The following is a 15,414-nucleotide window of genomic DNA, read 5'->3' as shown; positions in this document are numbered from 1 at the left end:
TACATATAAATTTAAATATGACTTCATTATTCTCTATTGTTTAAGTGACATTTAAAACATTGTTTATTACCGCTATTATGATTAATATCAAAGCATATTGCATTGACGGTGGGCTTGAAAATGATTTCTAGGAATAATCTGAGTCAAAAAATTAAAAGCCTTAAGGACGATTTCTCTTCAAAGGTGCATGAGAATTCGGTGCTTGCAAAATGGCGAGTGATCGATTTTTTAGAACACGGTTTACCTCCATCTCAAGGCGATCTTCTATTAGCCACATTGAATGGCATGGTGGGAGACTACCTACTCAAGAAGAATAGTCGCTTTGCTATACCCATGGTATTGACCGATCAGCATCAGACACTGAGTGATCAGACAGAAAAACTGAAACAGCAGCTACCTCAAGCAACACCGCGTATTGTATTGTGTGTGCACGGTTGGTGTATGGCCGATAAAGGTTGGCACCGGAAAGGGAATGATCACGGACAACAGCTAGTCAGTGCAGGTTATACCCCAATATATTTACGTTATAACACGGGTAATCATATTTCGCTTAATGGGGAAGAATTTGCCTTCAGATTGGAAAAATTATTTCAGGCCTGGCCGTGTGAGATAAAGGAACTGGTCATTATTGGCCATAGCATGGGCGGATTAGTAACCCGAAGTGCCTGTCATTATGCCGATGTTAATCAGTTGAGCTGGCTCAGTACATTGCGCACGTTTATTACCCTTGGAACGCCTCATAATGGTGCGCCACTGGCTCGTTTTGCGAGTTGGTTTGATGATCAAGTTTTGGTGACACCGCAACTGAAATTTTTGCAAAAAATAGGCGAAATTCGAAGTAGCGGCACCAAGGACCTCAGTTTAGGCTTTGTGCTGCATCAAGATTGGCAGCAGCATGATAGTCAGTTACACCCCGAGACAGGCAAGGAGCCGGCACCATACGACGTCCAATTTCATCAACGTCCTCGGTTGCCGATTGGAACTGAGTGCTATGCAGTGGCAACCTGCTTGGGGAAAAACCTGCAAGAGGCGAATAACCGTCGTTTAGGTGATGGGCTTGTCCCGGTCAATAGTGCATTGGGGGAAAGTAAAAAGGGCTATATGGCGCTGAATTATAAAGAGAGCCATAAGTGGATTGGTGCAGGTATTAACCACCTTGATTTATTGTCTGATCCACAAGTCAGCGCGAAAGTGAAGCAATGGGTCTTACAACATACGGTATAGGTTGATCGCGTTTCTGCCTCCTGCCTTTTATATATAACATAATCCATATATAGTAATGGTCAGTTGTTTATGGATTATCGTGATGAACGTAAAGCGTGTTCTCTTTTTATGTACAGGTAACTCAGCTCGCTCACAGCTGGCTGAGGCATTAATGCGCCATATGGCTGGCGGCAGATATGAAGTGTTGAGTGCTGGGATGAAACCAGAGGCGGTGGATCCGCGCGTTTATCAGGTATTATCGGAGCGCGGGATCAACAGCGAGCATCTTCACAGCGTATCGGCGCAAGTGCTGCAAGACCAGCATTTTGATGTTGTGATCACGCTGTGTGATAAAGCCAGTAACGAATGTGCATTATTTGCTGATTCTGATGCGCTTTTACATTGGGATTTTAAAGATCCGAAATCGCAATCGGGTAAGCAGCCATTTCGCGACACCCTTGATGGGCTGGAACAGCGTATTGCCCTTTTTCTGATGTTAAATGGGGCCGGTCAAGCCAACGTTATGGGCCCTGTCGAGCTGTTCAAAATTATGAGTGATCCGTTGCGACTAAAAATCTTAATGCTGATTGAAGATGAACAAGCCTTGTCGGTGAGTGATCTGGTTGAGGTATTGGATGTTAGTCAGCCAAAGGTTTCACGTCATTTAGCACTGCTGCGTGATGGTGGTGTGCTGGAAACCCAGCGTGAAGGGCTATGGATTTTTTATCATTTTTCGGCGCAGTTACCTATCTGGGTACGCCATATCTTTGCCACGGTTCGAAATGGTAATGCTGCAATGATTAAGCAGGAAAAGATTAGGCTCAGTTTACTGAGAGATAGAAAAAAGCCCTCTTTTATTAATGTGTAACGTGTAGAAATTTTATATAGAGAATAGGTACGTAGATGTCAAATATACATCCATTTTGGACGCTTCCTGTGGAAGATGGGGGTAAATTACTTCTTACACCTTGCCCAGGTACAAAAGAAGTCAGTTTAAATGATGCGTTGTTGCAGTTGAAAGACGCTGGAGCAACTGCAGTGTTTACAGCCTTGGAGCCCACTGACTTACCTGATGGTGGTTTAGAAGCGCTGTCAGCAAAGTGTTTAGAACTGGGGTTAAAATGGTACCACTTACCGATTGAAGACGACTGTGCGCCAGGTGCACTCTTTGATGCAAATTGGGCTGAAGCCAATAAGGCGGCGCAAGCGATCCTTGATCGGGGTAATGGCCTCGTAATTCACTGTATGGGCGGATCTGGACGGACGGGTTTGATTGCCGCACGTATATTGCTTGCTCGTGGTAGTGAGCTGGACGAAACCGTTGAAAAAATTCAGGCATTGCGACCAGGTGCATTTACCCGTCAGCCACATATTGATTACATTCAGGTATATAAGTAGTTTTCAGACGCATTGATACTTAGTGTATGGTACCTAGTGCATTAATGCCCTATATCTACAATAGATAAGACCCTGCTTTAGCAGGGTTTTTTTATACCAGATACAGAGAGATACGGCCATGGATTCCATCATACCCATCTAAATAAGTCATTGATCATTAGCGTACCTATCTGACGACTTACTTATCCAGATCGGAACAAAGGGTAAAAAGGCTGGCAACCTGAGTAAAGGCAGGCTAGTATATGTGAAAATTCATATATATGTTTTTTCGTATACAGTAAATTAAGGAGATCAAGTAATGGCCGTGAAGGTTGGGATAAATGGTTTTGGTCGTATTGGTCGTTTAGCGTTGCGTGCCGCATTTGATTGGGCAGACGTAGAGATTGTGCAGATCAATGATGTTGCTGGCGATACGAAGACACTGGCGCATTTATTGGCGTTTGATTCTGTACAAGGACGCTGGAAGCATGAAGTCACAACTAAAGATGACACCATGATCATTAATGAGATGGTTATTCAGTGTACGCAAGAGCGTGATATTGAGGCCGTGGATTGGGCTGGTTGTGATGTTGTGCTGGAAGCGACGGGGGTACATCGTAAAACCGAATTTCTGAACAAATATTTAGCGCAAGGTGTGAATCGTGTTGTGGTATCGGCACCCGTTAAAGAGCAAGGGGTGTTAAACGTGGTGGTTGGCGTAAATGACTACCTGTTTGATCCAGACCAACACCGTATTGTGACGGCAGCGTCTTGTACCACTAACTGTATTGCACCGATTGTTAAAGTTATCCATGAAAAGCTGGGTATCGAGCAATCATCCTTTACGACCATTCATGACCTAACCAATACTCAGACGATTTTAGATGCGCCGCATAAGGATTTACGCCGCGCCCGAGCATGTGGTATGAGCTTAATTCCGACGACGACGGGATCGGCAACGGCTATTGTGGAAATTTTCCCTGAACTGGAGGGTAAGATCAATGGCCATGCGGTACGAGTTCCTTTAGCCAATGCGTCATTGACCGATATTATTTTTGATGTCAGTCGTGATACCACTGCAGAGGAAGTAAATGCTTTGCTAAAAGAGGCATCGGTTGGTGAGTTGCAAGGTATTCTTGGTTTCGAAGATCGTCCACTGGTTTCTATTGACTACAAAGGTGATCAGCGTTCGACGGTGGTTGATGCATTGTCAACGATGGTGGTGAATGACCGCATGGTTAAAATTTATGCTTGGTATGATAATGAGATGGGGTATGCCACCCGTACTGCGGAATTGATCCGTAAAGTTGGATTAGCCTAAAAACGGTAAATACTCAGAATATCAGGTTGGTGCTACGACTAACCTGATATTGATAGTGCATTGTATAAAAGAGTAAGTGAGTCATAACATGATTGCGGCAGTTGCAAATCTGTCTAAAGACGTGCGCCAGTATATGCTGGTGACATTTAATTATTGGAATTTCACCATTACTGACGGCGCACTGCGGATGTTAGTGATCCTTTATTTCTATCAATTGGGTTATTCGTCGCTACAAATCGCCTCACTCTTTTTGTTCTATGAATTCTTTGGTGTGGTGACGAATCTGATTGGTGGCTGGTTAGGTGCAAAATTGGGTTTGAACCGGACTATGAACATCGGTTTGGGGATGCAGATTGTAGCTTTACTGATGTTAGCGGTGCCGACGCCAATGCTGACGGTCTTTTGGGTGATGTTTGCCCAGGCACTGTCTGGTATTGCAAAAGACTTAAATAAGATGAGTGCAAAAAGTGCGATCAAAACACTGGTCCCCAATGATCAGCAGGGTGCGCTCTATAAGTGGATTGCCCTGTTAACCGGTTCTAAAAATGCGCTAAAAGGGGCGGGATTCTTTCTTGGCGGCTTATTGTTGACGGCCATTGGCTTTAAGGGGGCAGTGATTGCGATGGCTGCTGTGTTAGTCGTGGTATTGATGATGAGTTTGTTGTGGCTGGAAAAAGGCATGGGCAAAGCCAAGCAATCCGTTAAATTTTCACAGATTTTTTCAAAAAGCCACAGTATTAATATTCTTTCTGCGGCGCGAATGTTCTTATTTGGTGCTCGTGATGTCTGGTTTGTTGTCGCTTTGCCGTTGTACCTGAGCCAAGTGTTTAATTGGGATCATACATTAGTCGGTGGATTTCTTGCACTTTGGGTGATGGGTTATGGCATTGTTCAGAGTATGGCACCTCGTATTACAGGAAAGAAAAAAGGGAGAGTGCCAGATGGGAAAGCAGCAATGGGTTGGGCTGGCTTGTTGTCGCTGATTACGGCGGGTATTGCCTTTGCTGTCCAGCAAGGTTGGCAGCCCGAGCTGACCATTGTTGTCGGACTGCTTCTTTTCGGTGCCGTGTTTGCGGTTAACTCCTCATTGCATTCTTATTTAATCGTCAGTTATGCCAAAGGCGATGGTGTGTCATTGGATGTGGGCTTTTATTATATGGCCAATGCGATGGGGCGATTAATTGGGACAATCCTGTCTGGCTTGGTATATCAAGAACTTGGTTTGGCTGCGTGCTTATGGGTATCGTGTGTATTTTTATTAATCACTACGCTGATTTCTTTGCGATTACCGACGCTGTCAGTTCATTAAGTTGTATAATTATTCAATATTTGGAATTTATATCTACTTTTATTTGTGGGATTGGTGTTTTGCTTTGGCTTGAGGGTTTAAAGAGAATTTTCGAAGCATATCATTAGCCTGTGTAACAGTGATGTTTATCAATATTTATTGAAATGGGGGCGTTGAATAGTGCATGAGCCTTTTATCTCTATACCTCATGGGGTAAAGTCGATGAGTTTTGAAGATGGCTAGAGTATATAAGGATGTCTCAACTTATTGGCTTAGGGAGTAAGACTAGTTCTGTAATGGAAAATACAGGATTGGCTGACCTGAAGCGGTTAAGCGGAAGCAAGTTATTTGAAGCAATCACCCGATTGCTCTACGAAGTATTTAATGCTGAGCATGTTTTTATTGGCTATTTTTCTGAAAATAATCAGTCCGTTCATACGTTATCGTATCGCCTGCGGGGGAATTTAAGTGATAATTTCACCTATTCGCTCATTGATACGCCTTGTGAGAACGTGAGACAAACGGGGCAAATTTGTTATCACGATCAGGTTCAGCAGCATTATCCTGATGATGAAGCATTGAAAGCCAAGCAGGTTGAATCCTATATTGGGGTTCCTGTTTTTGCGCAAGATGCACAACCTGAAGGGATTATCGTATGCTTGTTTAGGCAGCCGTTTTTATTATCCGAACAGCTATTGCACCTTTGTCAGGAGCTTAGTTATTATCTTGGGGTTGAGCTGAAATATTCGACTTTACTACAACGGCAGGATAAATTGCTGTGGGAGTTGGAAGAAGGACAACGCGTTGCGAAAGTTGGAAGTTGGTTTTGGAATTTATCTAATAATCAATTCGAATGGAGCCGGGAAGTGTACCGGATCTATGGAATCCAAGATGATTCGATATCGCCCACCATTAGCATGCTATCGAGCTTGATCCATCCCGAAGACCGTGAATGGGTGCTGAAAACATTATACAGCGCTGTTGAATCGGACTTAAGCAATTATAATCTTGTGCATCGGACCTTATTATTAGATGGGTCCATAAAATACCTCCGTAAACGTGCTGAAGTTATTCGTGATGAGGATGGTAATGCTGTTTCGATGCGAGGTACTGTCCATGATGTTACCGATGTCTATCAAATCTCAGCGAAATTAACCAAAACGTCACGTCAGCTAAAGACGACGGTTAATGCTGTTGAAGAAGGGGTTTGGGAATTTGACTTGCAAAAGCAGGAATTATCGACCTCTCCCAAATTCTGGGATATTCTCGGTAAGCCGCAACCTGTTTCGGGTAACGATTTCGAACAATGGCTTGATTGCATTGTTGATCAAGATCGTAAGGATGGCTTGGCTTTCTTCAATCGTTTTTTAAAGCAGAAATTTTCGTCCGTCTTCCAATTTGAATTTAGGCTTAAGCCAGACTTACAGGTGAACCCTACCAGCAAAGAATGTTGGTTAAAAGTAAAAGGCAGCATTGTCGCTAAAGACGATGACGGGCAGCCAATTAGAATTGCCGGTATTCAGCGAGATATTACCAGTAGCGTTGAAGCCCGACGACAGCTTAATCGTGCTCAGGTTGTGTTTGATAATACGTCAGAATGTATATTGATTACTGACCGTAACAACAAAATTATCTCTGTTAATCGCGCTTTTGAAGAAACAACCGGTTATCGTGAAAGTGAATTGTTAGGCAAGTCCCCCAATACGCTTTCGTCAGGCATTCATGATCATACTTATTACCAGTCTCTTTGGGCTCATCTCCAGCAGCATGAACATTGGAAAGGTGAAGTTTGGAACCGACGTAAAAATGGCGAAATCTTCCCGGAAGAGATTTCCATTAATGTGATCCGTGATGATAACGACGCTGTGATTAACTATGTTGCTGTTTTTAGAGATATTAGTCACTGGAAACAAGCGGAAGAGCAACTGACTTTTTATGCTTATAATGATCCGCTAACCGGGTTGGTGAATCGACGTAGTTTTATTCATCGGGTGAGTAAACACATTGAAACCATCAGTGATCGCAGGGCACAAGCATTTTCACTTTTGTTTATTGATACGGATGATTTCAAAACAATTAATGATCTGTATGGCCATGACTTTGGCGATAAAGTATTGGTTCATATTGCGAGTTGTCTGCGTGATGTTTTTCCCGTTCAGGATGACATTTGCCGTTATGGCGGTGATGAGTTTTGTATTTTAATGCCCAACACCACGGCAACAGTAGCACGACATTGGGCTAGACAAGTTGTAGAGCGGGTTTCTACGGCATTTATGATTGAGGATGTTGAAGTCAACTGTACGGTGAGTATCGGTATCTCTGCTTACCCTGATTGTGGTGTGACACACACTGAATTATTGAAAAATGCCGATTATGCGATGTATAACATGAAAGGGCGGGGCCGCAATGGGATCTGTGAATATGATGGAGAGCTGCAATCAAAGTACATCGAAAAGTTGAAATTGCGTGATCGGTTAAAGAAAGCAATTATTGATAACGTACTGACTGTTTATTACCAGCCTATTGTGGATGCTCACAGTGGTGAGGTGAGGCGTTTTGAAGCGCTGGTAAGGTGGTTTGATGACAAATACGGCTTTGTTTCACCAGCAGATTTTATCCCTATCGCGGAGCAGTATGGTCTAATTCGATCACTCGGTGCGTATGTACTTCAACAGGCCTGCCACGATCTGAAAGCGATTCATGATGCCGGTTATCCCGATGTCGTTTTTGCCATAAACCGTTCAGTGAAAGAATTTATCCATCATAATGACTTGCCAAAGGTCTGGGAGAAAATTGAACAGTATGGCCTTCCTGTTCAGTCGATTATTATTGAAATCACTGAGTCTACGGCCTCAAAAGAGAGTAAATATATCCAAGAGCTACTTAATAGTTTTAAGCAGCGAGAGATCAAAGTTGCACTGGATGATTTTGGTACCGGGTATTCATCGCTGAGTGCGGTTGTGGAATTACGACCTGATATCATTAAAATTGATCGCAGTTTCATCCGAGAGATAGAGCAGAGCATGGATAGCCGGACCTTGGTCTCCCTTATCATTGATCTCAGCCATAAATTAGGTATTCAAGTTGTTGCAGAAGGGGTTGAGACGCGTATTCAGCTCGATATCTTACGTGAACTCAATTGCCAGTTTGTGCAAGGATTTTATTTTAGCCCCGCAGTGCCATTTGATCGGTGTATGGCAATGTTAGCTGAACAGTAAAAACGTCACTGAGGCATGATTTTAGTGTGTAGGGTTGGTTTTAACGGAGTGTCACGCGTAATATAGCGACCTTCATGTAGTGGGAGTTTACTTATGCAGGCTGTTTGTTTCGATTTTGATGGGACGCTGGTCGATTCTGAAGTGTTTCATGCTAATAACTGGAGTCAGTATCTGGCAAGTTGCGGGGTAGAGGTATCTGCTGACGCTTTTTTGCGAGAATACGCAGGGGTGCCATGGAGTACTGTCGCGGATACGTTTCATCAGATGTTTGACTTTGCCCATTGCCCGTTAACGACGGTGATGCAGATGGAGCAGCTGACGCACAAAACGCTACTTGAATCGGGTATACCCGCTAAAGAAGGGGCCGCAGAGATGCTCCAGCAACTGCATGGTACTTTACCATTAGCGGTTGTAACCGGGGCGCCGAGAGAATATGTTGAAGGTATTCTTGCGCACTTAGGCTGGCTTGCCTATTTTGAGCATATATTCTGTGGTGAAGATGTAGCAACCAATAAGCCCGCTCCTGATATTTATCAACTGGCTTGTCAGACTTTGGGATACTCTGTTAATGAGGTTGTCGCGGTTGAAGATAGTCAAACGGGTGTACAGTCAGCCAGTACGGCAGGTCTCCGGGTTGTCGTGGTTAATGACATACATCCGGTCGGATTGGATTTAACCCCATATCGGTACCAAACATTATTAGAAGCGCAAGCACAACAAGCATGCTGGCTGGTGGCTTGAAGCCACTATATTGAATCACAAAGCAATCACTGATTAATAAAAGAAATAGGCATGATTATGCAAGACGAAGAATTAATGACTGGCGATATGTTAGTTGAAGCCGTTGAAAATCAATTAACCGACGGTGATCCGATCAAAGTGAAAGAAACGTTGATGCGTCTGATGATGACAGGCACACCAAGAGATGAAGCAGTGCAGATGATTGCATGCGCATTATCTATTGAGGTCTTTGATGTGGCCAAAAATGGTGGAAATTTTGATTTGAAACGTTACACCGAAAATCTGAATGCATTGCCTGATATGCCTTGGGACTTTGAGGATTAACGATCTCTACTGAGATAAAAAAGGCCGCTTAGCGCGGTCTTTTTGTTGTCTAGTTGTTGTGGTTTTGTTGTTGGTTATGGTGGTATTATAGGTTGTAATTGACTGACTTAAGTATGCTGTAATGGTTTTTTAGTCTGCTAATTCGTATCATGCTAGCATATGTTAACTTTTATGTGGCGCTTATGGGTTATTACGCTGGTCTTGTCCGATAATTTAGATTCATTTGTTGTGATTTGGTTAAAATGCGGTTGCACATCCCGTGTTTCTTTCATTATTCTATACATGACTACCAACAATGCAGCAAGGATACAGCAAATGATTATTGGCGTACCTAAGGAAATAAAAGTTCACGAATATCGTGTGGGTATGGTTCCTGCTTCGGTCTGTGAGGCCGTAGCTCATGGCCATAAGGTGTATGTCGAGACCAACGCAGGAGCCGGTATTGGTTTTACTGATCAAGATTACATTGATGCTGGTGGTCAGATTTTATCAACAGCAGCCGCTGTGTTTGAAGAATCTGATATGATTGTAAAGGTTAAAGAGCCTCAGGCCGTTGAGCGTGCAATGTTACGTGAAGGGCAGATCTTGTTTACTTACCTGCATCTTGCGCCAGACCCAGAGCAGACTCATGATTTGATTAAGAGTAAAGCCATCTGTATTGCGTATGAGACGGTGACGGATGATAAAGGGCGCTTGCCTCTACTGGCTCCTATGTCGGAAGTCGCGGGAAGAATGTCCATTCAAGCTGGAGCCTTTGCACTTGAAAAGTCTAGAGGCGGTAGTGGAATGTTACTCGCGGGTGTACCGGGTGTTGAGCCAGCAAAAGTCGTCATTATCGGGGGGGGAGTCGTCGGTGCAAATGCGGCTCAAATGGCGGTTGGCATGCGTGCCAATGTTGTTATTCTTGATCGTAATACTGATGTGCTGCGTCACCTCGATGTTCAGTTTGCAGGCGCCGTCCAGTGTCTATACTCAACAAAAGATGCAATAGAGAAGCATGTGTTAGATGCAGATCTTGTTATCGGTGGTGTATTAGTGGCAGGAGCTGCTGCACCGAAACTGGTGACGGCGGAGATGGTCAAACGAATGAAGCCAGGGTCAGCGATTGTCGATGTCGCCATTGATCAGGGGGGATGTGTTGAAACATCACATGCGACGACACACAGCGATCCTACCTATATTGTCGATGATGTGGTGCATTATTGTGTGGCGAACATGCCAGGTGCGGTTGCGCGTACATCAACCTTTGCGCTGAATAATGCAACATTACCCTATATCCTCAAGTTGGCTGATAAAGGCTATAAGGTTGCATTGCAGGACGATCAGCACCTGATGCATGGGTTAAACGTTTACCGTGGCCAGATAACGTGTGAAGAGGTCGCTGAAGCACTGAATTTATCTTATGTTTCGCCAGCGCAAGCGATTGGCGAATAAGAGATTTTTCGTTTCACTCGTTATAATCTCTGCTTAGTCAAAGGTTGTATCCGTGATCAAAAATGATATTAGAATATTAATATTCGTTATATTTTCTGATATTAAAAAAGATCAAATAAAGCCGTAATATAAATGTATATATTACGGCTTTTTTAAAATTGACAAAAAGTTATGTTTATGCACGAGCGTAGATAACACTGCCACCCTTTATATCGTCAATGATTTTTCTAGATAGGTTTGTTGGCAATGCTGGACATCCCCAACTTCTACCTAGATAGCCATTACGACGGATAAATGATTCAGTTGCATATTTTGCACCATGAATAACAATGTAACGGCGTCTTGCATTGTCATTGATACCACGTGTTAATCCGTCTAATTTTAGCGAGTAACCATTACCCCCGTAGTATGTTGTATCTGTAAGAAATGTACCTAATGATGTTTTCCGTGAATTAACAATATTGGAGAATCTAGTTGCCGTTTTTCCACCACTGTTAACACCATGGGAAACATATGTATTGTACATTAGCTTATTGTTTTTAAGATCAATGACATAAAATCTTTTTTCGGTGGATGGTTTACCGTAATCAATAATAGTCAGAAGTTGTTTTTTACGCCCTTTGGTATTGTAATAAGCTTTGTAGCCTTCTTTAAATACCTGATAACTAACGATACCTTGTAGCTTTGCTTTATTATATATGTCCTTTATCAGGATATCTGAATTAGGTGTTTTGCTATACGCTTGGCTATTGATTCCACTCGCAGAAGCTTGAAATGGCATCGACATCAATGCCAAAACAAGGAGTATTAGTACTTTTTTCATTGTCCGTGTAAAAATTCAAATTATGTAGCTTATTAGTAGTGCGCGGACTTTATCATAAAAAACACATAATATTAGTAGACTATTCTTTTATAGTGAATAGTCAAATAGATAGGAGAGGCGAGTTTAATAGATACTTTACTAGTAAAAATAGTGTTAATACAGAAGATTAAACACTAATGATATTTTTATATACGGCTTAATGGTTATTTTAATTGAGTAAGCTAAATTGAAAAATTATCTATCTTATAATTGACTAATTTATTGTTTATAATGAGCAAAAAAAGTGACACATTTTGAAAACAATGAAATATTCATGTTTTTACTTGATGGTTATTTTTTGACCGCTAAGTTGTACTATTTTGCGCCAGATCCTCTCGGTTACCCGAAACAAAGCTTGTGCGAATAACTGAATAGTGGATTTTGATTAATTATTGTCCAGTGACTGCGTAAAAATCCGCAATAAAAAAACGCAGGCGTTAACCTGCGCTTTGACTAAGAGAAATGATGTTTAAATATTACACACTTTCGCCCAGCTACCATCGCTACCCGGTGAGGAAGCTGTCCACCAGTTAGCCTGATAGATCACGCCGTTGTGAATGACTTTATCGCCTTGGTTTGCATGGCTTGGGTTACCTGCCCAATCGGTTTGTGGCATATCTGGGTATGTAACCAGACCTGTCGTATCACAGGTGCCTGGATCAGGGTTACCGCCGCCGCCTTCACCTGGAGTACCTATTGGTAGATCTGGTTGCTCGAATTTAAACGCATACTCTTTACCATTAATCGTTACGCTGTAGTTAGCAGGGCCAGAGATCGGTAGATAGTAAACCATATCTAGCTCGTAAGTACCGCCTGCGGGTAGCTCTTTCCATGCTGGAAGAGTAAATGCCACGCGGTGCATTACGCCTTGTAGACCACCAATGTTGTTCGCTGCTGAGTGTCCAGAAGCTATGACTTTCAATCCACCACCTGATTGATCTTTCGCATTGTCAGGTGCTGATGTTGGAATATCAAACTGGAATTCCGTGCCACCAGGTAACGCTTGACCGGTATTATTGGTGAAGGTGATTTTTGGATTGATTGGATAGTTTTGGTCACCGACTTTGAAGCCACCAACAGAAACCGCAATATCGACCGTTTCAGTTGGGATAGCGCCAGTCGCTACCTTGTTACCATAAGGTGTTGCAGCTTTGAATTTATCGTAGATAGCCTTGGTCATGGTGTTACCCATGTGGTACTCACCGTTGCCAGTTTTACAAGCATTCTCAGTGGTATCAACAGTGGTCCGGTTACCATTTGCATCGAGCACATAACAGTTATAGTCGCCTGCCAGTTCCCAGAACATGATACCGCCGATTTCTTGATCGATAACGTAGTCAGCTTTTACGTTGATAGACGCTTTATCTTCAGTCGATAGGAAGACTTTTTTCTCTGCATTCCATAGCCACGGAGCAACGGCAACACTGTCATAATGACGTGTATAGCTACCCGTTAGCTGGTGTTCAGGATTATTGGCTGGGTCTAGTGCATAAGCGGTTGAGTAGCTGCCAAAGATACCTTCAGCGAGGTTTTTTGCATGCCACATTGGGTTAGAGCCTGCGCCCATTTCAGCCCCTTTAGTGTTTTTATCATGCCATAGGTTGTCGATTCCCACTGCGCCGTTACCACAGTTGTTCTTCTCACCTTCGCCTGTGCCTGGCTCACATAATGATTGGTTTGGAAGCGCCGCTTTACCCCATAGGCCATTCTCTCCGCCCGTTACGCCTTGCCAACCACGGGTATAATACGGAACACCGATGTTAATACGGCCAGCAGGCATAGAACCTCGGAAATAGTGATATGCCCAGTCAGTATTTAGGTAGCCAATGCCACCATAAGCGGCTGTACCATACACATTCCAAGCGGCTAATTCTGAATCTTTACCTGTATCGTAAAGTGCCGCGTTGTGGCCAACGTGGTCATTCCATGCACCGTGCAAGTCGTAAGACATGATGTTTACATAGTCTAGATACTGAGTGACATCGAATGTTTCCATACCGCGGAGTAGATAGCCTGATGATGGCGCTGCGATGGTTAGCATGTAGTGAATGCCATCTTGTGCAGAGGCGACATCCAGTTTCTCACGCAGTACTTTCATCAGTGCTTGGTAAGAGGCCCATAAGTATTGTCGACGTGGCTCCATAAAATCCTTATCGTATGGATTACCAGCACCTGCCATTGATGTTGGGTATTCGTAATCGATATCAAGGCCATCAAATTGGTACTTACGTAGCATTTCAACCGCAGACGTTGCAAATTTTTCGATACCTGCATGGTTGATTGAACCATCGGCATTGGTTGTCATGGTATAGAAACCACCGTCAGCAACACGGTTGCCATCAGCACCGAAATGACCGCCGGTTTCAGCCCAGCCACCGATAGAGATCAGCGTTTTAACATCATATTTTTTCTTGTAAGTTGCAAGGGCACCGAAGTGACCTTTAAAACCAAGAGTCGGATCAATTTCGACACCTGGCCATTCTTTTCCTGTTGCTGCATTGTTCGGATCAGTAACATCGCCGACATTGACTTTTCCGTCAGAGCCGATGCTGACAAACGCGTAGTTAATATGCGTTAACTGCTCCCACGGGATGTCTTTAACCAGATATTGCGCTTGAGGATCATCCCCGGCACGCCAGCTGGTGAAGTAACCAATAACACGTCGAGGGTGATCGGCGCCCATGATTTCACGGCCTTGGTCATCGTAAGTCGTACAGTAAGGAACATTGACCCCATCAGTCTGGTACAGGCCATCTGGACGGCATGTCTTAACAATGGGGAGATCGCTATTGACGGTCAGCGTCGTGAGTGCAGAGTCCGCCGTTGCCCCTTGATTATCGGTCGCGCGTGCAAAAACAGTGAGTTTTCCTGCTTCTAGCGTTGTGTAGTCAAGTTTGTATGGGGCGTTAGCAGAAGTACCCACTAATTTACCATTTACGAAGAAATCAACGTTATCAATTGTGCCATCAGTATCTGCAGCGTTTGATGTGAAGGTAACAATGTCACCCAGGTTTACCGTTGTGACCGAAAGGGCAAGATCAACTGTTGGCGGTTCATTGCCAATCACTCCATCGTTGACCGAAATATTGACGCTTGTTTCGGCTGTCGCCCCCTGGTCGTCAGTGACAACGGCTTTCAGGGTATGGTTACCTTTGGTTGCAACCCAGTTAGCCGCATAAGGGGCTTTATCTAGCGTTGCGATCAACGTGCTGCCAGCATAAAATTCGACTTTAACAACGATGCCATCGGTATCATTGGCATTAGCTGTAATTGTTACTACATCGCCAGTCGTGATTTTATCACTACCCGTTGGAGATGAAATGGTTACTGTCGGGGCTTCATTGGGGGGAGGGGTGACACCGCCACAATCATCGACATATGTCCATTCTTGGCTCGGTCCTGAATGGGTTGATGGGGTGCTTCCTTGGCTCCACCAGTTAGCCTGATACACCTTGTTACTTTCTTGTACCTGCGTGCCACCGCTGTAGGCTGTGGTGCTATTCCATTGTTCGATTGTGCTACATTCCATTGCAGCCTGGGCATTCAGTGCGGTAAGGCACGAAACAGCGATAGCGCTAAGCTGAAATGCCCGCGTTATCACCTTTCCTTGTTTCAGGTGTTTCATTTTGTCATCCTTAAGTTATTG

The 15,414-nt window shown here is 43.7% G+C and carries 11 protein-coding genes; 9 read left to right on the top strand and 2 right to left on the bottom strand.

The genetic code is table 11. The annotated features are described in order from the left end of the window. Nucleotides 1-198: 198 nt before the first annotated feature. From L4D12_RS03685 to ald, 9 genes are all read left to right on the top strand, one after another. Nucleotides 199-1,224: a PGAP1-like alpha/beta domain-containing protein gene (locus L4D12_RS03685; RefSeq protein WP_428446474.1), complete on the top strand. Its 1,026-nt coding sequence runs from the start codon at nt 199-201 to the stop codon at nt 1,222-1,224. 82 nt (nt 1,225-1,306) lie between these two features. Then, a complete protein-coding gene (locus L4D12_RS03680) occupies nt 1,307-2,071 on the top strand; it encodes a metalloregulator ArsR/SmtB family transcription factor (RefSeq protein ID WP_428446473.1) in 765 nt (254 codons plus the stop codon). 35 nt (nt 2,072-2,106) lie between these two features. Further along, entirely contained in the window at nt 2,107-2,601 is a 495-nt protein-coding gene (locus L4D12_RS03675) for a phosphatase domain-containing putative toxin (RefSeq protein ID WP_428446472.1), read from the top strand. A gap of 298 nt (nt 2,602-2,899) precedes the next feature. Next, entirely contained in the window at nt 2,900-3,901 is a 1,002-nt protein-coding gene (locus L4D12_RS03670; RefSeq protein ID WP_428446471.1) for an ArsJ-associated glyceraldehyde-3-phosphate dehydrogenase, read from the top strand. 88 nt (nt 3,902-3,989) lie between these two features. Further along, the gene (gene arsJ, locus L4D12_RS03665; RefSeq protein ID WP_428446572.1) at nt 3,990-5,210 is read left to right on the top strand and encodes an organoarsenical effux MFS transporter ArsJ; all 1,221 of its coding nucleotides are present in this window, start codon (nt 3,990-3,992) and stop codon (nt 5,208-5,210) included. Nucleotides 5,211-5,443: 233 nt separating this feature from the next. Beyond that, nucleotides 5,444-8,407, top strand: coding sequence for a bifunctional diguanylate cyclase/phosphodiesterase (locus L4D12_RS03660; protein ID WP_428446470.1), 2,964 nt, complete (start codon nt 5,444-5,446; stop codon nt 8,405-8,407). Between the two features lie 93 nt (nt 8,408-8,500). Then, complete coding sequence (locus L4D12_RS03655) at nt 8,501-9,148, top strand: HAD family hydrolase (RefSeq protein WP_428446469.1); 648 nt, start codon at nt 8,501-8,503, stop codon at nt 9,146-9,148. Between the two features lie 57 nt (nt 9,149-9,205). Beyond that, nucleotides 9,206-9,472, top strand: a complete 267-nt coding sequence (locus L4D12_RS03650; protein ID WP_428446468.1) for a hypothetical protein — start codon at nt 9,206-9,208, stop codon at nt 9,470-9,472. Between the two features lie 315 nt (nt 9,473-9,787). After that, nucleotides 9,788-10,906 (top strand): alanine dehydrogenase, encoded by a 1,119-nt coding sequence (gene ald, locus L4D12_RS03645; RefSeq protein WP_428446467.1) that lies wholly within the window; start codon nt 9,788-9,790, stop codon nt 10,904-10,906. Between the two features lie 175 nt (nt 10,907-11,081). Here ald and L4D12_RS03640 read toward each other — a convergent pair whose 3' ends face one another. After that, the gene (locus L4D12_RS03640) at nt 11,082-11,729 is read right to left on the bottom strand and encodes a murein L,D-transpeptidase catalytic domain family protein (protein WP_428446466.1); all 648 of its coding nucleotides are present in this window, start codon (nt 11,727-11,729) and stop codon (nt 11,082-11,084) included. A gap of 508 nt (nt 11,730-12,237) precedes the next feature. Continuing rightward, nucleotides 12,238-15,393, bottom strand: coding sequence for a chitinase C-terminal domain-containing protein (locus L4D12_RS03635; protein ID WP_428446465.1), 3,156 nt, complete (start codon nt 15,391-15,393; stop codon nt 12,238-12,240). Between the last annotated feature and the right edge of the window lie 21 nt (nt 15,394-15,414).

Source organism: Photobacterium nomapromontoriensis, from assembly GCF_050336815.1.
In the GTDB taxonomy this organism is placed as follows: domain Bacteria; phylum Pseudomonadota; class Gammaproteobacteria; order Enterobacterales; family Vibrionaceae; genus Photobacterium; species Photobacterium nomapromontoriensis.
Note: the sequence above shows the minus strand (reverse complement) of the source record. Positions and strands in the feature narration are given on the sequence as shown.

Coding starts and splice junctions, on each gene's coding strand:
- L4D12_RS03670 (WP_428446471.1), top strand. CDS start 2,900: ATGGCCGTGAAGGTTGGGATAAATGGTTTTGGTCGTATTGGTCGTTTA.
- ald (WP_428446467.1), top strand. CDS start 9,788: ATGATTATTGGCGTACCTAAGGAAATAAAAGTTCACGAATATCGTGTG.
- L4D12_RS03675 (WP_428446472.1), top strand. CDS start 2,107: ATGTCAAATATACATCCATTTTGGACGCTTCCTGTGGAAGATGGGGGT.
- L4D12_RS03660 (WP_428446470.1), top strand. CDS start 5,444: ATGTCTCAACTTATTGGCTTAGGGAGTAAGACTAGTTCTGTAATGGAA.
- L4D12_RS03640 (WP_428446466.1), bottom strand. CDS start 11,729: ATGAAAAAAGTACTAATACTCCTTGTTTTGGCATTGATGTCGATGCCA.
- L4D12_RS03635 (WP_428446465.1), bottom strand. CDS start 15,393: ATGAAACACCTGAAACAAGGAAAGGTGATAACGCGGGCATTTCAGCTT.
- arsJ (WP_428446572.1), top strand. CDS start 3,990: ATGATTGCGGCAGTTGCAAATCTGTCTAAAGACGTGCGCCAGTATATG.
- L4D12_RS03650 (WP_428446468.1), top strand. CDS start 9,206: ATGCAAGACGAAGAATTAATGACTGGCGATATGTTAGTTGAAGCCGTT.
- L4D12_RS03655 (WP_428446469.1), top strand. CDS start 8,501: ATGCAGGCTGTTTGTTTCGATTTTGATGGGACGCTGGTCGATTCTGAA.
- L4D12_RS03680 (WP_428446473.1), top strand. CDS start 1,307: ATGAACGTAAAGCGTGTTCTCTTTTTATGTACAGGTAACTCAGCTCGC.